Source organism: Kribbella sp. NPDC051952, assembly GCF_040680855.1.
GTDB lineage: Bacteria > Actinomycetota > Actinomycetes > Propionibacteriales > Kribbellaceae > Kribbella.
On sequence record NZ_JBFAXQ010000004.1, the window covers coordinates 327,590 to 348,545 of the forward strand.

Genomic DNA, 20,956 nt, shown 5'->3' on the forward strand with positions numbered 1-20,956 from the left:
ACTTGTAACACCCCGGCACCGCCCCCACCACCGGCGGCCGCAACCCCAAGTTGGAAGTCCCATCCACCACAACCCGCCCCATACCATCCCCTAACCATTAACCAAACATCAACCGGTTAATCCTCCCGACCCCAAACGCGCCTGTCAATCACCCCACCCCGATTCGGCGGCCCAGCCCCGTGCCCCGGCCCACGAACAGACCTCACTCGCGCCCCACGCCCGCCCAGCTCCGAACGCCGCACCACAGCCTCAGCCGCCGGCGCCTGCCCCCCAAGAAACCGAAGACTGTCCACCCCCGCCTTCCGCCCCCCAGAACCCTCCCGAGACACCTCCCGCCCACCCGCCCCCTCAGCAAACGGCACACCCCCACGAACCCGATAGTGCCGCCGGATCTCCTCAAGGGTGATGTCGAGACGGATTCGTACCTCGCGGGCGAGGCTCTCGCCGATTCCGGCCGGCATGGACTGGAAGCCTTGCCAATGCGGATGCACCATCGGTCGAATCAACGCCGCGCGGACTGCCAGTTGATCGGCGACACGATTCGGCACCATCCCCGGAAGATGATTGGCGACGGCCGCCTCAGCGAACTGGTCGAAGTGCATGACCACCGGTCCCCGAGTGGCCTCCTGGATCAGTGCGGCCCTGGTGAAACCGGGACCGGTAACGTGCGCGATCAAGCTCTCGGTCGCCACGAACACGCCGGGGTACTGCGGTTTCTCGAGAACCAGGTCGCCGTACGACGCCCGTTCGGCGAAGAACTCGAAGTCCGCGAAGGTCCGTAGCTCGGCGATGCCTTCGGTCAAACCAGCCGAATGGATCGTCCGAACCGCGTTCGGCCGGTTCGGCGCATCAACCAGCATCCCGCCGTGGGTGGCCTCGTGCAGGATGGTGGCCAGGGCCTGAGCCCGCTGGCTGCTGGTGGATCCAGAGGATCCGCCGAGATGAGCCAGTACGCGGGCCTCCGAGAGCCGGAGTACGCCGGATTTCGGATGCATCGCACCCCAGATGTCCGCAGTGGTTGCTAGTACGTCGCCGTTCCAGCGATCGATCCCGGTCGGGCGTAGTGACTGAGCGATCCGATAGAGGCGGGCGACCTCCTGGTAGATCGCGGAGTCGCGCGCGATGAGCCGATCGGACGTCATGGGTCAGTCGCGCTGGTGGGAGTCCGAGTCCACTGGCCAGCTGGGGTCGCGCAGCTGATTCTCGAGGTGCTCGAGGGGCCTGGTCATTGCCCGGATGTCGGCTTCCTCGTCGTCCGTCGCCCGGTCGGCGATCTCCCAGATCCGACGGCGGGCTTCCGCGAGAGCAGTGAGCTGCTCGTCGACGGTGCCTTCGACGGGATAAGCAGCGGCATGGATCGCGCCCGCCTCGTGGTAGAGGGCACTCCATTCACGGGGTGGAGCGGCCGGCGTGGCGAGCTTGTCGATCATCCGCTCGGCGAAGTCGCGGTCGTCGCCCGGCGGCTCGTCGGCGATCAGTCCACGCAGCTGCTGCTGGGCCGCCGGGACGTCGAAGTTCTCCTCCGTGCGCTGGCGATATCTGGCGTCGGCGAACGCCGAGTTGAACTGTGCGAGGTCCAGGGGCATCTGGCTGCTCCTCCTTGTGATCGGTGGTTGTAACGCTAGCGAGGATCGGTGTGGGGGCGTTGGAGTTATCCACAGGTACGAGGGGTCGGGGGACTGGGTAGACTCGGGGAGTTCATGGCTTCTGAGGGAATGGGCTGTTCTCGTGTTCGACACGCTTTCCGATCGGCTCTCCAGTGCGTTCAAGGGGTTGCGCGGTAAGGGCAAGCTGACTGATGCCGATATCGACGCGACCACCCGGGAGATCCGGATCGCGTTGCTGGAGGCGGATGTCGCGTTGCCGGTGGTGCGCGAGTTCATCGCGGCGGTCCGGGAGCGGTCGGCCGGGGCCGAGGTGCGCGGTGGGCTGAACCCGGCGCAGCAGGTCATCAAGATCGTCAACGAGGAACTGGTCAACATCCTCGGTGGCGAGACCCGTGAGCTGCGGATGGCGAAGCGGCCGCCGACGGTGATCATGCTCGCCGGTCTGCAGGGTGCTGGTAAGACCACCCTGGCCGGGAAGCTGGCCAAGTGGCTGAAGGAGACCCAGCACCAGACCCCGATGCTGGTCGCTGCGGACCTCCAGCGGCCGAACGCGGTCACCCAGCTCCAGGTGGTCGGCGACCGGGCCGGCGTACCGGTGTTCGCGCCCGAGCCGGGTAACGGCGTCGGTGACCCGGTCGAGGTCGCCCGCAAGGCGATGGACGAGGCGAAGACCAAGCAGTACAGCGTGGTCATCGTCGACACGGCCGGCCGGCTGGGTGTCGACGAGGTGCTGATGAAGCAGGCCGCCGACATCCGCGACGCGGTCAGCCCGGACGAGATCCTGTTCGTGGTCGACGCGATGATCGGTCAGGACGCGGTCAACACCGCGCAGGCCTTCCTCGACGGGGTCGGCTTCGACGGCGTCGTACTGTCCAAGCTCGACGGTGACGCCCGTGGTGGTGCCGCGCTGTCGATCGCGCAGGTGACCGGCCGTCAGGTGATGTTCGCCAGCAACGGCGAGAAGCTCGAGGACTTCGACGTCTTCCACCCCGACCGGATGGCCTCGCGCATCCTCGGTATGGGCGACGTGATGAGCCTGATCGAGTCCGCCGAGCGCACCTTCGACGCGGAGGAGGCCGCCAAGACCGCGGCCAAGCTGCAGAAGAAGGGCGGCAAGGACTTCACCCTGGACGACTTCCTCGCCCAGATGCAGTCGGTGCGCAAGATGGGCCCGCTGACCAAGATCTTCGGCATGCTGCCCGGTGCGAACCAGTTCAAGGACCAGCTGGAGAACTTCGACGAGCGCGAGATCGACCGGATCGAGGCGGTCATCCACTCGATGACGCCGGCCGAGCGGACCGATCCGAACATCATCAACGGCTCCCGCCGGGCCCGGATCGCGAAGGGTTCCGGCACCGAGGTCGCGACCGTGAGCGGCTTGGTCGAGCGGTTCTTCGAGGCCCGGAAGATGATGTCCGCGATGGCGTCCGGCAAGGGCATGCCGGGAATGCCCGGGATGCCGGGTATGCCTGGCGCGGGTGCGGGCGGTGCGCGGAAGGCCAAGCAGCAGGCCAAGAAGGGCAAGAAGCGCGGCTCCGGCAACCCGGCCAAGCGGGCGAACCAGGGCAGCCCGCAGCCGCAGGAAGCGCAGCCGGGTGAGCTGCCCGCCGCGTTCGGTGGCGGCGCGAACGGCGGCGACTTCGAGCTGCCGGACGACCTGAAGAAGATGCTCGGGGGTAATTGAGCGCCCGAAAGGGCAGTTCTCGGTCACGCTTGGGTGAATCCGCCGTTCGGCACCCGGTCACTGCGTGAAGTGCCACACCGTTACCGGTTGTCCACGACCCGGTGACGGCTAAGATCATGCCTACGCCCGGAAACACACCAGCGGTATGCGTCGAAGGACGGATCGGATGAGGCAGCAGTTCAAGAACCTGGATACGTGGCGGGGGAAGTTGACCGCCACCTGGGTCTGCTTGGCGCCTCCCACTGCCATGATCGCTGTCTTCGTCGTCGGCGGCGTGTCGAACACGTTCATCGTGGACGCACACGCGCTGGCCGCACCGCGACAGGACACGGTCTTCGACGACCTGGCCAACAACGTCCCGACCGAGCCCGGTGTCGACGGCAGCCTCCCGACGCAGGAGAAGTCGACGATCCAGGTGCCCCTGACCGGTACGACGGATGGCACCGTGCAGCCGATTCCCGGCATCACGGGTGACACCTCCGGGATCCCGGGCACCGTGCTGGCGGCGTACCAGAAGGCGGCCAACGATCTCGCGCTGGCGATGCCCGGCTGCCACATCACCTGGCCGCTGCTCGCCGGGATCGGCAAGGTCGAGTCCGCGCACGCCAGCGGCGGCAAGGTCGAGGCGAACGGGAACACCCGCGGCAAGATCCTCGGCCCCGTCCTCGACGGCGGCCCGGGCATGGCCGCGATCGCGGACACCGACCAGGGTGTGTACGACGGCAACGCGAGCTGGGACCGGGCGGTCGGGCCGATGCAGTTCATCCCCGGCACCTGGAAGACGTTCGGCGCCGACGGCAACGGTGACGGCGTCAAGGACCCGCACAACGTGTTCGACGCGGCCCGGGCGGCGGGGGACTACCTCTGCGCCGGCGGAGCGAACCTTGGTGATCCGCAAGGCCTCGTGCAGGCCGTGCTGCGCTACAACCACTCGATGGAGTACGTGTCGACCGTGCTCCGCTGGATGCAGTCCTACAGCAAGCAGACTGTGACGATCCCGGACACCACCGGCACGATCTCCACGCCGACCGACGAAGGCAACGTCGACCAGGAGAACGACCCGACCCGCGAGAACGCCACGTCGACGCCGACACCCACCCCGACGCCGTCCGTCGTGCCGACCACGGTGCCAACCACCGCGCAGACGACGCCGACGCCGACGCCCACGCCGAAGCCGAGTACGCCGAGCACGTCGACGCCGCCGAGTTCGACGCCTCCGAGCTCGCCGACGCCGTCGAAGCCGACCTGGCGGCCGCCGACGAAGCCGCCGGTCAGCACCCCGCCGACCAACACGCCTGGTACGCCGGATCCCACCTGCACGCCGACAACGCCGGCCACGCCACCCTCCGAGACACCGAGCAGCCCGGCCACGGCGCCGTCGGGATCGCCTGCGAGCAGCCCGACGACGACTCCGGCGGCCGCGGACCCGACCGACAACCCGTCGGACGACCCGACCGGCGACCCGACCTGCGCGACCCCGACGCCGACCAAGACCGCGGCGAACTGATCCTGTACGGTTTCAGCCGCGGGTAACCGGGCAGGTTACCTGCCGCGTACCCTCCTCAAGCGGGCGTTTCACGCCTGATCGGTGCCCGTTTCCGTGGGTGTTGGCGGCTCAGGTAACTTTGCGTCGTCTTGATGTAACTTTCTGGCGTATTGATCGTTGAGGGGTCTATGCGCCTAACCCGTAGTGGTAACCGTCGGGTCAAAATAATCATCGCTTCACTGTGCACAGCCCCGCTCCTGGTCGGGGCCGTCGTGACAGTCGCTTCGGGTGGGACCGGTGCCTCCGGCTCGCTCACGGCGGACAGCCCGGTTGCTCCTTCGCCTGGAGCCGGGCTCAACAGCGGTGAGTTCGACGAACTGACGATGATCGTGCCGCAGCGTCCCGGAGTGGACGGCCGGCTCGGATCGGATCTACCCGCCCGCGCCGACGTGCCCGTGCAGGGCGCGACCGACGGCCGGTCCGTCGTGCGGCCCGGACGGGCGGGAGCCGTCAACGGCATCCCGCGCGGAGTCTTCCCCGCCTACCGCCGCGCCACCGCGAACCTCGCCGTGGTCCGGCCGAACTGCGGGCTCACCTGGCCGTTGCTGGCCGGGATCGGCAAGGTCGAGTCCGACCACGCCAGTGGCGGCCGGGTCGACGTGGCCGGCACCACCCGGGGCAAGATCCTCGGCCCGGTGCTCAACGGCCGCAGTGGGAACGGCCGGATCACCGACACCGACAAGGGCCGGTACGACACGGATCTGACCTGGGACCGTGCGGTCGGGCCGATGCAGATCATCCCGCAGGTGTGGGACGAGTTCGGGGCCGACGGCAACGGCGACGGCTACCGCAACCCGAACAACGTGTACGACGCCGTCACCACGGTCGCCGTGGTCCTCTGCGCCGAGGGCGACGACCTGAAGCAGCCGCGGGACCTGGTCGGAGCCCTGCTGCGCTACCAGCACTCCAAGGACTTCGTCGCCACCGTGCTGAAGTGGATGCGGGTCTACAGCAAGAACGCGGTCCTGGTCCCGAACGTGAAGGGCAACCTGTCGACGCCGAAGTCGACCGGCAACGCCGATCGCAAGGTGGACCCGCGCGCGGTGCCGACCATCCCGGAAGACACCACCACGCCGACCCAGTCGCAGACCCAGACCACGGCGGTGCCGACGAGGCAGCCGTCCACTCCGATCGGCGAGGTGACGAAGCCGGAGCCGGTCGACCCGCCGAGCTGGACGCCGCCGACGCGCCGGCCGACGCACCCGCCGACGAAGCCGACGACGCCGCCGACCAAGACCCCCACGCCGACGCCGACGCCGACTCCCACGCCGACCCCGACGCCGACTCCCACGGATACGCCGACGGGCACCCCGAGCGGTACGCCGTGCGCCGGCAACGACCCGACCGCTCCGACCTGCACCCCGGGCGGCGGCTCGCACGGCTGATCCACTCCCGGATACGGTCGAGCCATGACTGTGCCGGATTCCTTCCCCGCCCCACCACCCCGGTCATCCGGCGTACTGAAGCTCGTCGGCACGGTGTTGCCGGCGGGTGAGCAGCAGGAGATCCATCTCAGCGGTGGGCTGGTCGTCGACCGGCCCACCGTTGCTGATGTCAGCACTGTGCACACCGGCGGGTGGATCGTCCCCGGGCTGGTCGACGCGCACTGCCACATCGGTCTCGACCAGCACGGTGCCGTCGACCGGGACGTCCAGGAGCAGCAGGCGATCGCCGACCGCGAGGCGGGTGCGCTGCTCGTCCGTGATGCCGGATCGGCCGCGGACACCCGGTGGATCGACGACCGCGAGGACCTGCCGAAGATCATCCGGGCCGGCCGGCACATCGCCCGGTCGAAGCGGTACATCCGCAACTACGGCTGGGAGATCGAGCCGGACGAACTGGTCGCGTACGTCGAGCAGGAGGCCCGCCGTGGTGACGGCTGGGTCAAGCTGGTCGGCGACTGGATCGACCGTGACGCCGGTGACCTCACGCCGTGCTGGCCCGCCGAGGCACTGAATGCGGCGATCGCCCGGGCACACGAGCTCGGCGCCCGCGTCACCGCGCACGTCTTCGGCGAGCACGCCCTACCGGATCTGCTTGCTGCTGGCATCGACTGCCTCGAGCACGCGACCGGGGTCCTGCCGGACATGCTCGACCAGATGGCCGCGCACAGGGTCGCGGTGGTCCCGACGCTCATCCAGCTGGAGAACTTCCCGCAGTACGCCGATCAGGCCGCCGCCAAGTTCCCGGTCTACTCGGCCCACATGCGCGACCTCTACGACCACCGGATCACCAGGCTCCGGGACGCGTACGAGGCCGGCGTACCGGTGTATGCCGGGACCGACGCGGGTGGGGTCCTCGGGCACGGTCTGGTGGCGCAGGAGATCCAGGCGCTGACCGAGCTCGGGATGTCGGGGGAGCAGGCGCTGGCCGCCGGGTCGTGGGGTGCGCGCGAGTGGCTCGGGGCGCCGAGTGAGCTGAGGCCGGGCGATCCGGCCGATCTGGTCGTGTACGACGAGGATCCGCGGGCGAATCCCGCCGTACTGACGCATCCTCGGTTGATCGCACTCCGTGGCCAGGTCGTCTTCAAGCGGTGACGGGAAAAAATTCACCCAACCACTGGTCTTGACGGAAGATCTTCCCTTAGCGTGACTGTCGGGACCGCCGACGCCCCTCGGCGGACCACATCAGGGAAGGAACCGCCCCATGGGTCTAGGTACTCTCTATCTGGCCGCCCGAGTTCCCAAATTAGCCGCCCTTCTCGCCGCCGGTGTGCTGGCTTGTAGCGCACTGCCGAGCAACGCGGCCCGGCCAACCCAGACCGCCGGCCCACCGGACCTCGCGTCCGCGTTCCAGGCTGCCGCCACGAAGTACGACATACCTCGTGAGGTGCTCGTCAGTGTCGGGTTCGCCGAATCGCACCTCGACGGCCACAACGGCGAGCCCAGCCAGGCCAACGGGTACGGCGTGATGCATCTGGTCAGCAACAAGCAGAACACGACGATGTCCGAGGCAACCAAGCTCACCGGCCTCCCGGTCGCGCAGCTGTCCAAGGACAACGCCTCGAACATCCTCGGCGCCGCCGCCGTCCTCGACTCGTACGCCGATCAGGCCGGTCTGACCGACCGCGCCAACCTCGGCAAGTGGTACAGCGTGGTTGCCAAGTACTCGCACTCCGCCGACGGCCCGACCGCCCGGCTGTACACCGACGAGGTCTACCGGATCATCGGCACCGGTGTCCGCGCCGCCGGCGTCACCACCTCCCCGCGACCCGTCGTCCCGGACCGCGGCGCCTTCGCCAAGGTCGCCCCACTCGGCACCCGGTCAGCGACCTCGGTCGCGGCGGTCGACTATCCGGGCGCGATCTGGAACGCAGCCTGCACCTGCAACTACCGGGCCGGCCGCAGCCAGACCATCTCGACCATCGTCATCCACGTGACCCAGGGCTCGTACGCCGGCACGATCAACTGGTTCAAGGACCCGGCCGCGCAGGTCAGCGCGCACTACGTGATCCGGTCGAGCGACGGCCAGGTCACCCAGATGGTGGCCGAGAAGGACACCGCCTGGCACGTCGGCTCCGAGAACGGCTACACGATCGGCATCGAGCACGAGGGCTTCGTCGACGACCCGTCCTGGTTCACCGACGCGATGTATCGCTCGTCCGCCGCGCTGACCCGCAACATCGCCGACCGGCGTGGCATCCCGAAGGACCGGGCCCACATCAAGGGTCACGTCGAGATGCCGAACCAGACCCACACCGACCCCGGTCCGAACTGGAACTGGACCTACTACATGCAGCTGGTGAACGGCGGCGACCCGAACCCGCCGGAGTACAACTTCACCACCTACGGCAGCGGGGTCAGGGTCCGGTCGGCACCGAGCCTGACCGCCTCGATCGTGACCGAGCTGCCCGGCCCGACGCAGGTGTTCGTCACCTGCCAGGTGCAGGGCGACCCCGTCACCGCCGAGGGCACCACCAACAACTGGTGGGCCAAGCTGCGCGACCAGGGTGGCTACATGAGCAACATCTACATCCAGGACCCGAACCCGAAGCTCCCCGGGGTTCCGGAGTGCTAGAACCGGAAGAGTAGAGCCAGCTGTAAGGACTGGCCGGGCTGCTTGGCGGAGGATTGAGGCATGTTCACCAAGATCCTCTCGCGAGGCGGCCGGGCCAGCGCATACCTGGCCCGCCGCTACGTGCGGGCGCTCCTCCTCTTGCTGGCACTGCCCAACGGCCTGCTGCTGGGCTGGCTGATCCCCGCCTTCACCGGCGCGCTGGTCAAGCTGGCCAACAGCGAGCGGGTACGCGCGGCGAAGTACCTGGGCATACCGGCGGGACCGCCGCTGCCGCCCGCGGCCCCGCGTCGGCCGGGCGATGTGGTCGCGCTGTTCCGGGACAAGTCGTTCAAGCGCAGCCTGTGGCTCCTGCTGATGCCACTGGTGATGATCCCGGAGCTGGTGGTGGCTGTGATCGGCGTGGTCGGCGTACCGGCAGCAATCGCCGGCATGCTGCTGTGGCAGACCGCCCCCGGCGACTTCGCCCTGATGGGCGTCGACGTCAACAACTGGTTCGAGGCGCTCACGAACGGCCCGGCGCAGATAGTGACCAGCCTCGCGGTCCTGGGCTGGGGGACTCCGGCGCTGGCGCGTTTGCACGCTGGTTTAGCCCACGGCCTGCTGTCGCCGAGCGAGGACCAGTTGGAGACGGCCAGACTGGAGCAGCGGGTCGAGGAGCTCACCAAGAGCCGGGCCGGTGCGGTGGACTCGCACGGTGCCGAGCTACGCCGAATCGAACGCGACCTGCACGACGGTACGCAGGCGCAGCTGGTCTCCCTGGCCATGCGGATCGGCATCGCCAAGCAGACGATGGCCGAGGACCCGGAGAAGGCCGCCAAGCTGCTGGACGACGCCCGTGATGGCGCAGAGCAGGCCATGAACGAACTGCGCGGCGTACTGCGGACCATGTACCCACCGATCCTCGCCGACCGCGGCCTGGCCGGTGCGGTCTCCGCACTCTGCGCTCGCTGCCCTCTGCCGGTCGACCTCCGGTTGGGCGAGCTGGGACAGGTCCCGGCCGCGGTGGAGGCCGCTGCGTACTTCGTCGTCGCGGAGTCCCTCACCAACATCACCAAACACTCCGCCGCCGGGCATGTCGACGTACTGATGGAACGGCGTGATGCTGACCTCTACCTGACGATCACCGACGACGGGATCGGTGGCGCGCGGGTCAATGAGCAGTCCGACCTGCTCGGCCGGGGGAGTGGGCTGCATGGCATGCTCAGCCGGGTGCAGGCGATCGACGGTCAGTTGGAGCTGCGGAGCCCGATCGGCGGGCCGACCAACGTCGAGGTGATCCTTCCGTGCGGGTGATGATCCTCGAGGACAACCCGATCCTCGCTGAGGGCCTGAGTCTGCTGCTGAACAACTCCGGCTTCGAGGTCGCCGCGGTCGCCACCGACGCGGACGAGTTCGCGCAGGCGATGGCGACGCACCATGTGGACATCGCGGTGGTCGACGTACGCCTCCCGCCCACCTTCACCGACGAGGGCCTGCGTGCCGCGATCGAGGCCCGCCGGGTCCGGCCCGGTCTCCCGGTGCTCGTGTTCTCCCAGTACGTCGAGGAGGTCTACGCGGCCGAACTCCTCGCCGCCGGCAGTGAGGGCGTCGGCTACCTCCTCAAGGACCGCGTCTCCCGGGTCGACGAGTTCCTGGAGGCCGTACGCCGAGTTGCCGCCGGCGGGACCGTGCTCGACCCCGAGGTGGTCAGCCAGTTGATGGTCAAGCGGAGCAGCCCGCTGGACCGCCTGACCCCCCGGGAGCGTGAGGTCCTCGCGCTGATGGCCGAGGGGCTCGGCAATACCGCGATCGCCGACAAACTGGTGATCACCGAAGGCGCTGTGCACAAGCACGTCGGCAACGTCTTCCTGAAGCTCAACCTGCCCCCGACCGATTCCGGTCACCGCCGGGTGCTCGCCGTGCTCGCGCACCTCGGGCTCTGACAACGTCGGCCTTTCACTCTTGACGCACTGTTCCCAGTACGACACTCTCAGGTGCGAGAGCGCTCTCATCCACCGAACCGCCCCTAGGTGAGGAGAGTTCATGAAAGTCCTAGTAGCCGCCGTGCTCGCAGTGAGCGCGGTCACCGTCCCCAGTCAGGCCCACGCGGCCGAACCGCTGCCCATGACCGTGGCCGGCCAAGCCGCGGCGATGCAGCGGGACCTCGGTCTGACCGAGCAGCAGATGCAGCAACGCCTGGCGGTCGAGACGTCCGCCGCCAAGCTGCTGCCCGCCGCCCAGAAGGCAGCCGGTGCCGACTTCGGTGGCGCCTGGCTCGACGCGACCACCCACAAGCTGGTGATCGGACTCGTCGGCGCCGAGCACGCGGCCGCCGTACGGGCGACCGGCGCGCAGACGACCGCCGTACCCGAGCCGGCTGCGGTCCTCGACAAGCGCAAGGCCGCGGTCGACAAGCTGGCCGGGAAGGCAGTGCCGGCTGCGGTGAGCGGCTGGGCCGCTGATCCGCGCACGGGCAGTGTGGTGGTCAACGTCCAAGCAGGTAAGCGATCCCAGGCCGTCGATGCGTTCGTGGCCAAGGTCGGCAAGGCCGGCGCGGTGACGGTGCGGGAGGTCGCGGCGCAGGCACCACGGACTTTCGCGGCCGGCACCGTCGGCGGCGACCCGTACTACGTCAGCAACATCCGCTGCTCGATCGGCTTCTCCGTGTACGGCGGTTTCATCACCGCCGGCCACTGTGGTCGCGGCGGCACGGTCAGCGGCTGGGACGGTTCGGCCATCGGTGCGTTCCAGGGCTGGTCGTTCCCGGACAACGACTACGCCTGGGTCTCGGTCGGCAACGGCTGGTGGACCGTGCCGGTGGTGCTCGGCTGGGGACAGGTGAGCGACCAGCTGGTCCGCGGTTCGTCGGAGGCACCGATCGGGTCGTCGGTCTGCCGCAGTGGTTCGACGTCGCACTGGCACTGCGGCACGATCCTGGCCAAGAACGAGACCGTGAACTACGGCAACGGCCAGCTGTTCTACGGCGCGACCAAGACCAACGTCTGCGCCGAGGGTGGCGACTCCGGTGGGTCGTTCATCACCGGCGACCAGGCGCAGGGCGTGACGTCCGGCGGCTGGGGTAACTGCGGCAGCGGCGGCGAAACCTGGTTCCAGCCCGTCAACGAGATCCTCCAGACCTACGGCCTCACCCTCCACACCGCCTGAAACAGTAACGTCCGAAGAACCGAGTGCTGTCAGCCTCAGTTCTTCGGACGTTACGTGGTGGGTCAGGCGGTTTCGTCGGGGACGGGCTCGAGGACGGGCTTCTCGTCGTCCTTCTTGGTGGAGAGCGAGTCGATCAGCTGCTTCGCCAGGGCGAAGCCGGAGCCACCCATGGTGATGGTCTTCACCAGCGTGTCTTCGAGGCCCTGGGCGCCGTTCAGCACGACCATGTTGCCGACCTTGTCGAACGCGCCCGCCGCCGCGGCCACGATCTCCGGGTAGGCCTCGGCCAGCTGCTGCGCGACGACCGCATCGGTGTTGGTGGCCAGCGCCTCGGCCCGGGCCTTGATACCGGCCGCCTCGGCCATCGCCTTCGCCTGGACGGCAGCGGCCTCCGCCTTACCGTTCAGCTCGGTCGCCTTCGCCTGGGCCTCACCACGAAGCTGGACCTCCCGGGCGTTCGCCTCGGCGCCCGCGATCTGGGCGTCCCGGGCGGCCTGGGCCAGCGTGCGTTGCTTGTACGCCTCGGCGTCGGCCGGCTTCAGCACCGACGACTCCAGCTGCTTCTCGGCCAGCGACGCGTTCAGCTTCGCGGTCTCCGTCTCGGCGACGACGACCTCCTGCCGGGCCAGCGCCTCGGCCAGCGGACCGGACTGCGACGCCTTCGAGTTCGCCTGGTCGACCTCGGCCTGGTATCCGGCCTGGGCGATCGAGCTCTGCCGCACCGCGGCGGCCTTGGCGGCGGACGCGACCTGCTCGCGCTCGGTCGCCTCGCGATCCCGCTCGGCCTGCGCGATCCGGGCCGCGGCCTCGACCGCGGCGGCCTGCGGACGGCCGAGGTTGCGGATGTAGCCGGACTCGTCGTCGATCTCCTGGATCTGCAGCGAGTCGACCACCAGGCCGAGCTTCTCCATGTCGCCGGCCAGCGAGCCGCGGATGTTCGTGGTCAGCGTCTCCCGGTCGTGCAGCATCTCCTCGACCGTGGTGGAGCCGACGATCGCGCGCAGGTGACCCGCGAACAGCTCGTGGATCGTGCTCATCACCTGCTCGTCGCTCTGCTCCAGGAACCGCCGGGCCGCGTTCGCGATCGAGCCGTAGTCGTCACCGACCTTGTACGCCGTGACGCCCTTGATGTGCAGCGGGATGCCCTGGCTGGACACACACGTCACGGTCAGCGGGGTGGCGCGGATGTCCAGCGGCAACCGCCGTACGGTCTGGAAGCCCGGCAGTACGGCGGTGCCGCGGCCGACCACGATCTTGAAGCCGAGGGTCTCGTTGACCTGCTCCTGGCTCGAGTGCGCGCCCAGACCGGAGATGATGAGGGCCTCGTTCGGCTCCGCCACCCGCCAGACCATCCGGAACACGATGAGCAGGACCACCAGCGCGATCGCGCCGGTGATCACGTACGTCCACAGCATTTCCCCTCCAGGGAACGTGGGTTAGATAGCGCGAGCGACGTACACGGTGCGCGGTGGGTCGTAGTCGACGACGACAACCTGTGTGCCCACCTCGATCACTTCGTCGATCGCGGGGTAAGCGTAGAAGGCCTCGGTGGCACCGCGGACCGGCAGCATCACTTCGCCGACGATCCCAGGTCCGATCCGTCCGATCACGCGCCCCCGTTTGCCTACCATGACGCCCCTCCGACGTACCGCCAGTACTGTGGGTTCCGGCAGCTTACCCCTGCGGCGTCAGCCGCGGACGGCCCCTTCGGTCGCGCCCTTGATGAACTGCCGCGCGAAGATCCCGAAGATGATCACCAGCGGCACCATCGCCATCAGGGCGCCGGTCATGATCATGCTGTAGTCCACCCCGTGCGAGCGGTTCAGCGTCGACAATGCGACCTGCAGCGTGAGGTGGTCCGGGTTGGTCAGCACGATCAACGGCCACATGTAGTCGTTCCACGAGCCGACGAACGTGAAGATGCCGAGGAAGGCCAGCGCCGGCCGGGCCGACGGCAGCGCCACGTGCCAGTAGGTGCCGAAGAAGCCGCAGCCGTCCAGTGTCGCCGCCTCGATCAGTTCGTCGTGGATCGAGTTCGCGAAGTACTGCCGCATCCAGAAGATGCCGAAGGCATTGGCCGCGCCCGGGACGATCAGCGCCTTCAGCGAGCCGACCCATCCGAGGATCGCCATCGTCTGGAACTGCGGTACGGCGGCCAGCTGGGCCGGCAGCAGCATCGTCGCGAGCAGGATCACGAACAGCGCGTTCCGCCCGGGGAACCGGAACTTCGCGAACGTGAACGCGGCCAGCGAGTCGAAGAACAGCACCAGCAGCGTCGTACTGACCGCGACGATCGCGGTGTTGGCCATCGACTGGAAGAACGCGACGTTCTGCAGTACGTGCTGGACGTTGTCGCCGAAGTGGCTGCCGAAGGTGAGCTTCGGCGGGAACCGGTAGATGTCCGCGGTCGTGTTCGACGCCATGATGACCGTCCACAGGAACGGGAACATGAACACCAGCAGTGCGAGTACCAGGAAGGCGTGCAGCGCGATCCCGCGCAGCCGGTACCTGATCATCGGTCCTCACCCCGTCCCCGGAAGATCCGCCAGTTGATTGCCGTGAACAACAGCACCAGTACGAAGATGCTGAGCGCGATCGCCGCGGCGTACCCGTAGTCGTTGTCCAGGAAGGCGGCCCGGTAGAAGAACAGCACGACGGTCATCCCGCTCTGTCCGGTGCCGCCGCTGTTGCCGACCATCACCTGCGGCTCGGTAAAGGTCTGCAGCCCGCCGATCGTCGACATGATGACGGTGAACAGTACGACGGGACGCAGCTGCGGCAGCGTGATCGAGAAGAACGTCCGGACCGGACCGGCGCCGTCCACCTTGGCCGCCTCGTACTGGTCCTTCGGGATCGCCTGCAGGCCCGCGAGGTAGATCAGCGTGTTGTAGCCGACCCACTGCCAGACGATCATCGTGGTGATCGCGATCTTGATTCCCCACGGCTCACCCAGCCAGTCCTGGTTCTGGAAACCGAGCGACCGCAGGGCCGCGTTGACCAGGCCGAAGTTGGTGCTGAAGATCGAGCTGAAGAAGATCGCCATCGCCACCAGCGAGGTGACGTTGGGGATGAAGTACGCGATCCGGTAGACGTTGGTGAATCTGACCGCGGACTGCAGCATCACCGCGAGCAGGATCGCCAGCACCAGCGTCGGCACCGTCGACATCAGGAACAGCACCACGGTGTTCTTCAGCGAGAGCCAGAAGGTCGGGTCCTGGACCAGGAACCTGAAGTTGTCGATCCCGTTGAACCGCCGCGGGGTCAGACCGTCCCAGCGCTGGAACGCCAGCACGATCGTGGACGCCACCGGGTACAGCCCGAACACCGCGAACAGGATGTAGAACGGCGACAGCGCGAGATAGAACCGCCAGTACGACCGGACCCGCCGGCCGGGCCGCTGACCTGTGCTGGTCAGCTTCCCGGCCGGACGGGTCGCCGGCTGTGCCGTCGCCGTACCGGTCACTGCACTCCCTGCCGCTTGGCGATCGCCTTGGCCTTGGAGACGGCGCTGGCCCAGGCGGCGTCCGAGGTTTTGGCGCCGGTCTGCACCGTCTTCAGCTCGTCGTGGTACGGCGCCGCGACGCCGTCGTCGAACGGGCTCTGGTACGCGACCGGGATGCTCTTCGCGGCCGGGCCGAAGACGTCGATCGGCACCTGGCCGCCGAAGAACTTGTCCGCGGCCTTGAGCTGCGGCTTGTCGTAGGCCGCCGGCGCCGACGGGAAGATCTGCGCGTCGGCGAAGGCCTTGGCCTCGTTGTCGGCGCTGAGCATGTACTTGATCACGTCGAAGGCCTTCTGCGGGTCGGCGGCGTTCTTGGTAATCGCGAGGAACGAACCGCCGAAGTTCGCCGGGCCGCTCGGCGTCGGCGCGATCCGCCACTTGCCGGCGCTGGTCTTCACCGCGGACTTGATGTCGAGGGCGACCCACGCGGCGCCGATGTGCGCGGGGACCGTGCCCTGGTCGAGGCCGGCGTTCCAGTCCGGGCTGCCGCTCGGGGTCTTGCCGTCGATCTTCAGCGTCATCGCCTTGACCGAGGTGTCCCAGGCCTTGCGGATGTGGTCCTGGTCGCCGATGAACTTGTTGTCCTTGGAGATGTACCGCTCGGTGCCCTGGCCGATCACCATGTCGTACAGGTCGCTGGCGTCCCAGACGATCGGCGCCTTCGGGTTCTTCGCCTTCAGCTGCACGCCGGCGGCGAAGAAGTCGTCCCACGTCTTCATCGCCTCGGCCACCTTGGCCGGGTCGCTCGGCAGGCCGGCCGCGGCGAAGACGTCCTCGCGGTAGTACAGCGCGGTCGGGCCGACGTCGATCGGCAGCCCGATCACCTTGCCGTCCAGGGTTGTGGCCTGGTTGACCTTCCACTCCAGGTAGTCGCCGAGGATCGAGTCCGCGCCGATCGTCTTCAGGTCCACGAACCGCTCGGCCTGCGGGAGCAGGGACGCGATGTCCTCACCCTTGATGCCGGTGATGTCCGGGATCCCGGTGCCGCCGTTGAAGGTGGTGATCAGCTTCTGCTTGTAGTCGCCACCGATCTCGGAGTACTTGATCTTCGGGTCCGGGAAGTGCGCGACGGTGTCGTCGAGCACGGACTTGCCCAGACCGCCCGGCCAGCACCACATCGTCAGCTGGGTCGCCGCGTTCGTCTTGGCCGGCGTACCGGCGTTGTTCATCCCGGACGAGCAGCCGACGAGCGCGCCACCGGCAACTGCTGCGAAGCCCCCGAGCAGGGTGCGACGTGAGAGCTCCATGGTTCTACCTTCCTGAGTGGGCGCTGATCAGCGCTTGGAGGTGGTGGTCTTCGGGGTGTGCTGCCTGCCACTGCGCCAGGTCTGCCCAACGGGGTGCGGCGTCCGCGCCGCCGAGCCGGGTGACCGACAGGGCCGCGGTGAGGGCGGCGAACCGCACCCGCTGCTCGAACGGCAGCTCCCACAGCGTGGCCGCGATGAAGCCGGCGGCGAACACATCACCCGCCCCGGTGGTGTCCGCCGCCGGGACTCGATACGCCGGTACGGCGATTCGCTCGCCGGAGCCGGCATCGATCGCCAGGGCTCCGTGTACGCCATTCGACACAACGACCTGTGGCACCAGCTCGGCCAGTCGCTCGAGCGCTCGCTCGGGACTGTCCGTCCGGTGTAGGCCATCGCCTCGTCGGCGTTTGGCAGGAACACGTCGCAGTGCGCGAGCTGCGCGAGCACAGCGGGGTCCCACTGCTCCGATGGGTCCCAACCGACATCGGCAAACACCACACTGCCGGCCGCCTTCGCTTTCGCCAGCCATTCATTGGGCCAGGGACCAATGTGGGCGGCGACGGCTCGGGCGGCCGGCGGTGCGGTGATCAGCTCGTCGGCCGACAGCAGGGGAGGGGTGCCCCGGGTGACCAAAGCCCTGTCGTTGTCATAGGCAAGGGCCACCGTCAGTGGGGTCCGCCAGCCGGCGAGCTTGCGGGAGAGAGTCAGATCGATGCCTTCGCGAGCCAGCTGGTCCCAGACCCGGTCGCCGCCGTTGTCCGCGCCGAACGCGGCCGCCATGCCGGTCCGCAGGCCCAGCCGGGCCAGTGCGACCGCGAAGTTGGCGATGCCGCCCGGGCTCTCGTGGGAGTCGGTGGCGAACACCTCGGTGCCGGGGCGCGGTGGACCGGGCAGGCCGAGCACCAGGTCCTGGAAGACCAGGCCGGACACGACCACGTCCAGCTCATTCATGCTGCGCGCTCCACACCCCTGCACAACCTCTGCAGGCTCGATCAAACTCGTGCATGAATCTTGAATCTCCTACGCAAGATCCGCAATACCTGCTCATGACTTTGATCGATAATGACGGAGTTTGCATGATACGGTCGGTGCGTGTTGCCGAAGCAGCGACAGGACGAGATCGTGCGCGCGCTCCGGGTCGACGGGGCCGGGGGCGTCAAAGTGCTGGCCGCGCGGCTCGGGGTGAGCGAGGCGACGATTCGTCGCGACCTCGAGCAGTTGCACACCGAGGGTCGGCTGACCCGGGTGTACGGCGGTGCGCTCGCCGTCGACGGTGGAGACGAGCCGTTCGCGGACGTCAACGCCGTACATGCCGAAGAAAAGGACCGGATCGCTCGCCGGGCCGCCGAGTTGGTGAACGACGGTGAGTCGGTGCTGCTCGACATCGGGACCACCGCACTGCGGGTCGCACAGCATCTGCGCGGCCGTTCGTTGACGGTGGTCACGAGCAACCTGGCCGTACTCGAGGAGTTGCAGAACGACGAGCAGATCGAGCTGATCGTGCTCGGCGGCTTCGTACGCCGGAGTTACCGGTCGCTGGTGGGGTACTTGACCGAGGAGAGCCTGCGGCAGATCCATGTCGACTGGCTGTTCCTGGGGACCAGTGGGGTCCGGCCGGACGGACGGGTGATGGACAGCACGATGATCGAGGTGCCGGTGAAGCGGGCGATGATCCAGGCCGCCGATCGGGTCGTGCTGCTCGCGGACGGGACGAAGTTCCCGGGGCACGGGGTCGCGCGGGTGTGCGAGCCGAGTGAACTGTTCATGGTGGTGACCGAGCCCGACGCCGACGAGGCGACCCGGGCCCAACTGGAAGAGGCAGGGGTTCAGGTGGTGTTGACGTGAGGCTGACGATCCTTGGCGGCGGGGGATTCCGGGTGCCGCTGGTCTACCAGGCCTTGCTCGGCGACCGCGGCGCCGGCCGCATCACGTCGGTGGTGCTCTTCGATGCGGACTCGTCCCGGTTGGCGTCGATCGGGGCGGTGCTGCGCCAGCAGGCTGCTGGGGTCGCTGATGCCCCGGTGGTGACCGAGACGACCGACTTGGACGAGGCGCTGCGGGGTGCGCAGTTCATCTTCTCGGCGATCCGGGTCGGTGGGCTGGAAGGCAGGACTGTCGATGAACGGGTCGCGCTGGACCTCGGCGTACTGGGTCAGGAGACCGTTGGTGCTGGTGGGATCGCCTATGGGCTGAGGACGCTGCCCGTGGCGGTGTCGATCGCTCAGCGGATCGCCGCGGTGGCGCCGGAGGCGTGGACCATCAACTTCACCAACCCGGCGGGCATGGTGACCGAGGCGATGATTCCGTACCTGGGCGACCGGGTGATCGGGATTTGCGACTCACCGTCTGGCCTGGGGCGTCGTGCGGCGCTCGCACTCGACGTGGACCCGTCCACCGCGTTCTACGACTACGCCGGGCTGAATCACCTGGGCTGGCTCCGTGGGCTGCGGTCCGGCGGGCGTGATCTCCTGCCGGAGTTGCTGGCATCGTCCGAGGCGCTGGCGTCCTTCGAGGAGGGCCGGCTGTTCGGGGTGGAGTGGCTGCGGTCGTTGGGGTCGATCCCGAACGAGTACTTGCACTATTACTACTTCGCGCGCGAGACGCTGGCCGCCGTACAGGCTGTGCGGCAGACGCGGGGGACGTTCTTGCTGGAGCAGCAGTCCGCGTTCTATGCGGAGACGGCCGAGCGGCCGGACCAGGCGCTGGAGTTGTGGCAGAAGACGCGGGCCGAGCGTGAGTCGACGTACATGGTGGAGAGCCGTGAGGTCGCCGACGCGGGCGAGCGCGACGAACGGGACATGGCTGCTGGGGGATATGAGCAGGTCGCGTTGTCGCTGATGCGGGCGATCGCGCACAACGAGCGGGCGTCGCTGATCCTGAACGTGCGCAACCGCGGGGTGCTGCATCACCTCGACGACGACGCGGTGGTGGAGATCCCTTGTACGGTCGACGCCAACGGGGCAGTGCCCATCACGGTGTCGCAGCTGACCGATCACCAGGCGGGTCTCGTCTGCTCGGTGAAGGCGGTCGAGCGATCCACGATCGAGGCAGCGGCCAGTGGGTCACGTGACGCGGCCCTGCGGGCCCTCGCCTGGCACCCGCTGATCGACTCGGTAACCGCCGCCCGAAAGCTCCTGGACGCCTACGCCCACCAACTCCCCGACCTGGCTCCGTTCCGGGCTTGACACCGAGTTGGTTGGCCCACCCGCTATCTGGCACAATGGCCTGCTGAGTCCGTCCAGATTTCGTGCAGCCCTCTAACTCCACGTGCTGGCCGGCCCAATCGAGCGGTTACCCGTTGTCCCCACGACGTTGTGCTGCTCACCCAGACATGTAATCCGAGGAGATCCCACAAACGTGGCAGTCAAGATCCGTTTGAAGCGCATCGGCAAGAAGCGTGCGCCGCACTACCGCATCGTCGTGATGGACGCCCGGACCAAGCGGGACGGCCGCGCGATCGAGGAGATCGGCAAGTACAACCCGAAGGCCGAGCCGTCGTTCATCCACGTCGAGTCGGACCGGGCGCAGTACTGGCTGGGCGTCGGCGCGCAGCCGACCGAGGCCGTCGAGGCGATCTTCAAGGCCTCCGGCGACTGGCAGAAGTTCAAGGGCCAGGACGCCCCGGCGCCGCTGCGGGTCAAGGAGCCGAAGCGCGACAAGCAGGAGATCTTCAACGAGGCCCTCGCCGAGGCGCACGGCACGCTGAAGACCGAGGCCGTCACCGCCAAGAAGACCGCGGCGAAGAAGACGGCCGAGAAGAAGGCCGACGCTCCGAAGGCCGACGCTCCTAAGGACGACGCCCCCAAGGCCGAGGCCGCCAAGGACGACGCCCCGAAGGCTGAGGCTCCTAAGGCCGAGGCTGCCAAGGACGAGGCTGCCAAGGACGAGGCTCCGAAGGCTGACGAGGCTGCCGCCGAGGCGCCCGCCACCGACGACGCCAAGGCCTGACCATGATGGAGACCGAGGCGCTCGAGCACCTGGTCCGAGGCATCGTGGACAACCCTGACGACGTCAATGTCAGGTCCCGGAACCTGCGGCGCGGCCGCACCCTCGAGGTGCACGTGCACCCCGACGACATCGGCAAGGTGATCGGCCGCAACGGCCGGACCGCCACCGCCATCCGCACCGTCGTCGGCGCGATCAGTTCCGAGTCCTCGTTGCGCATCGACTTCGTCGACGAGCTCAACCGGCGCCCGCGCCGCTGACTCG

At 68.2% G+C, this 20,956-nt stretch carries 19 protein-coding genes and 1 pseudogene; 12 read left to right on the forward strand and 8 right to left on the reverse strand.

The features are described from left to right. Positions 1 to 116: 116 nt before the first annotated feature. Entirely contained in the window at positions 117 to 1,142 is a 1,026-nt protein-coding gene (locus tag AB0L70_RS10905) for a hypothetical protein (RefSeq protein WP_363682441.1), read from the reverse strand. 3 nt (positions 1,143 to 1,145) lie between these two features. Further along, positions 1,146 to 1,586, reverse strand: coding sequence for a hypothetical protein (locus tag AB0L70_RS10910; protein WP_363682443.1), 441 nt, complete (start codon positions 1,584 to 1,586; stop codon positions 1,146 to 1,148). A gap of 142 nt (positions 1,587 to 1,728) precedes the next feature. Here AB0L70_RS10910 and ffh point away from each other — a divergent pair, with 142 nt between their 5' ends. The 8 genes from ffh (at position 1,729) to AB0L70_RS10950 (ending at position 11,998) form a co-directional block, all read left to right on the forward strand. Beyond that, positions 1,729 to 3,291, forward strand: a complete 1,563-nt coding sequence (gene ffh, locus AB0L70_RS10915; protein ID WP_363682445.1) for a signal recognition particle protein — start codon at positions 1,729 to 1,731, stop codon at positions 3,289 to 3,291. 166 nt (positions 3,292 to 3,457) lie between these two features. Further along, positions 3,458 to 4,798, forward strand: coding sequence for a lytic transglycosylase domain-containing protein (locus AB0L70_RS10920; RefSeq protein ID WP_363682447.1), 1,341 nt, complete (start codon positions 3,458 to 3,460; stop codon positions 4,796 to 4,798). 251 nt (positions 4,799 to 5,049) lie between these two features. Continuing rightward, a complete protein-coding gene (locus tag AB0L70_RS10925) occupies positions 5,050 to 6,222 on the forward strand; it encodes a lytic transglycosylase domain-containing protein (RefSeq protein ID WP_363682449.1) in 1,173 nt (390 codons plus the stop codon). 24 nt (positions 6,223 to 6,246) lie between these two features. Then, positions 6,247 to 7,374: an amidohydrolase family protein gene (locus AB0L70_RS10930; protein WP_363682451.1), complete on the forward strand. Its 1,128-nt coding sequence runs from the start codon at positions 6,247 to 6,249 to the stop codon at positions 7,372 to 7,374. 109 nt (positions 7,375 to 7,483) lie between these two features. Continuing rightward, entirely contained in the window at positions 7,484 to 8,854 is a 1,371-nt protein-coding gene (locus AB0L70_RS10935) for an N-acetylmuramoyl-L-alanine amidase (RefSeq protein WP_363682454.1), read from the forward strand. 60 nt (positions 8,855 to 8,914) lie between these two features. Further along, positions 8,915 to 10,147 carry a histidine kinase gene (locus tag AB0L70_RS10940; protein ID WP_363682456.1) on the forward strand — a complete coding sequence of 411 codons (1,233 nt, stop codon included), beginning with the start codon at positions 8,915 to 8,917 and terminating at the stop codon, positions 10,145 to 10,147. Next, the gene (locus AB0L70_RS10945; RefSeq protein ID WP_363682458.1) at positions 10,138 to 10,776 is read left to right on the forward strand and encodes a response regulator transcription factor; all 639 of its coding nucleotides are present in this window, start codon (positions 10,138 to 10,140) and stop codon (positions 10,774 to 10,776) included. Before AB0L70_RS10940 ends, AB0L70_RS10945 begins: the two co-directional genes overlap by 10 nt. A gap of 100 nt (positions 10,777 to 10,876) precedes the next feature. Then, positions 10,877 to 11,998: a S1 family peptidase gene (locus tag AB0L70_RS10950; RefSeq protein ID WP_363682460.1), complete on the forward strand. Its 1,122-nt coding sequence runs from the start codon at positions 10,877 to 10,879 to the stop codon at positions 11,996 to 11,998. 62 nt (positions 11,999 to 12,060) lie between these two features. On the opposite strand, the gene AB0L70_RS10955 is transcribed toward AB0L70_RS10950, so the two are convergent. The 6 genes and pseudogenes from AB0L70_RS10955 to AB0L70_RS10980 form a co-directional block, all read right to left on the reverse strand. Beyond that, on the reverse strand, positions 12,061 to 13,413 hold the full coding sequence (locus AB0L70_RS10955; protein WP_363682462.1) for an SPFH domain-containing protein: 1,353 nt from the start codon (positions 13,411 to 13,413) through the stop codon (positions 12,061 to 12,063). Positions 13,414 to 13,434: 21 nt separating this feature from the next. Then, positions 13,435 to 13,608: a hypothetical protein gene (locus tag AB0L70_RS10960; RefSeq protein WP_363682464.1), complete on the reverse strand. Its 174-nt coding sequence runs from the start codon at positions 13,606 to 13,608 to the stop codon at positions 13,435 to 13,437. 78 nt (positions 13,609 to 13,686) lie between these two features. Continuing rightward, complete coding sequence (locus tag AB0L70_RS10965; RefSeq protein WP_363682466.1) at positions 13,687 to 14,514, reverse strand: carbohydrate ABC transporter permease; 828 nt, start codon at positions 14,512 to 14,514, stop codon at positions 13,687 to 13,689. Next, entirely contained in the window at positions 14,511 to 15,461 is a 951-nt protein-coding gene (locus AB0L70_RS10970; protein ID WP_363682468.1) for a sugar ABC transporter permease, read from the reverse strand. The genes AB0L70_RS10965 and AB0L70_RS10970 overlap by 4 nt, the downstream gene beginning before the upstream one ends. Next, on the reverse strand, positions 15,458 to 16,747 hold the full coding sequence (locus AB0L70_RS10975; protein WP_363682470.1) for an extracellular solute-binding protein: 1,290 nt from the start codon (positions 16,745 to 16,747) through the stop codon (positions 15,458 to 15,460). The genes AB0L70_RS10970 and AB0L70_RS10975 overlap by 4 nt, the downstream gene beginning before the upstream one ends. Before the next feature lie 4 nt (positions 16,748 to 16,751). After that, positions 16,752 to 17,698: pseudogene (locus AB0L70_RS10980) on the reverse strand (PfkB family carbohydrate kinase). Positions 17,699 to 17,839: 141 nt separating this feature from the next. Between AB0L70_RS10980 and AB0L70_RS10985 the strand changes: the two are divergent. The 4 genes from AB0L70_RS10985 to AB0L70_RS11000 all read left to right on the forward strand — a co-directional run bounded on the left by AB0L70_RS10985 (position 17,840) and on the right by AB0L70_RS11000 (position 20,952). After that, positions 17,840 to 18,592 carry a DeoR/GlpR family DNA-binding transcription regulator gene (locus AB0L70_RS10985; RefSeq protein WP_363682472.1) on the forward strand — a complete coding sequence of 251 codons (753 nt, stop codon included), beginning with the start codon at positions 17,840 to 17,842 and terminating at the stop codon, positions 18,590 to 18,592. Beyond that, positions 18,589 to 19,932, forward strand: coding sequence for a 6-phospho-beta-glucosidase (locus AB0L70_RS10990; RefSeq protein WP_363682474.1), 1,344 nt, complete (start codon positions 18,589 to 18,591; stop codon positions 19,930 to 19,932). Before AB0L70_RS10985 ends, AB0L70_RS10990 begins: the two co-directional genes overlap by 4 nt. Positions 19,933 to 20,104: 172 nt before the next feature. Further along, entirely contained in the window at positions 20,105 to 20,695 is a 591-nt protein-coding gene (gene rpsP / locus AB0L70_RS10995) for a 30S ribosomal protein S16 (protein WP_363682476.1), read from the forward strand. A 5-nt stretch (positions 20,696 to 20,700) separates the two neighbouring features. After that, positions 20,701 to 20,952: an RNA-binding protein gene (locus tag AB0L70_RS11000; protein WP_363682680.1), complete on the forward strand. Its 252-nt coding sequence runs from the start codon at positions 20,701 to 20,703 to the stop codon at positions 20,950 to 20,952. Positions 20,953 to 20,956: the final 4 nt, after the last annotated feature.

What these genes read in the sequence shown, in the direction of transcription:
- AB0L70_RS10930 (WP_363682451.1), top strand. Translation starts at nt 6,247, where the DNA reads ATGACTGTGCCGGATTCCTTCCCCGCCCCACCACCCCGGTCATCCGGC.
- AB0L70_RS11000 (WP_363682680.1), top strand. Translation starts at nt 20,701, where the DNA reads ATGGAGACCGAGGCGCTCGAGCACCTGGTCCGAGGCATCGTGGACAAC.
- AB0L70_RS10965 (WP_363682466.1), bottom strand. Translation starts at nt 14,514, where the DNA reads ATGATCAGGTACCGGCTGCGCGGGATCGCGCTGCACGCCTTCCTGGTA.
- AB0L70_RS10950 (WP_363682460.1), top strand. Translation starts at nt 10,877, where the DNA reads ATGAAAGTCCTAGTAGCCGCCGTGCTCGCAGTGAGCGCGGTCACCGTC.
- AB0L70_RS10920 (WP_363682447.1), top strand. Translation starts at nt 3,458, where the DNA reads ATGAGGCAGCAGTTCAAGAACCTGGATACGTGGCGGGGGAAGTTGACC.
- AB0L70_RS10940 (WP_363682456.1), top strand. Translation starts at nt 8,915, where the DNA reads ATGTTCACCAAGATCCTCTCGCGAGGCGGCCGGGCCAGCGCATACCTG.
- AB0L70_RS10955 (WP_363682462.1), bottom strand. Translation starts at nt 13,413, where the DNA reads ATGCTGTGGACGTACGTGATCACCGGCGCGATCGCGCTGGTGGTCCTG.
- AB0L70_RS10935 (WP_363682454.1), top strand. Translation starts at nt 7,484, where the DNA reads ATGGGTCTAGGTACTCTCTATCTGGCCGCCCGAGTTCCCAAATTAGCC.
- AB0L70_RS10910 (WP_363682443.1), bottom strand. Translation starts at nt 1,586, where the DNA reads ATGCCCCTGGACCTCGCACAGTTCAACTCGGCGTTCGCCGACGCCAGA.
- AB0L70_RS10975 (WP_363682470.1), bottom strand. Translation starts at nt 16,747, where the DNA reads ATGGAGCTCTCACGTCGCACCCTGCTCGGGGGCTTCGCAGCAGTTGCC.
- AB0L70_RS10905 (WP_363682441.1), bottom strand. Translation starts at nt 1,142, where the DNA reads ATGACGTCCGATCGGCTCATCGCGCGCGACTCCGCGATCTACCAGGAG.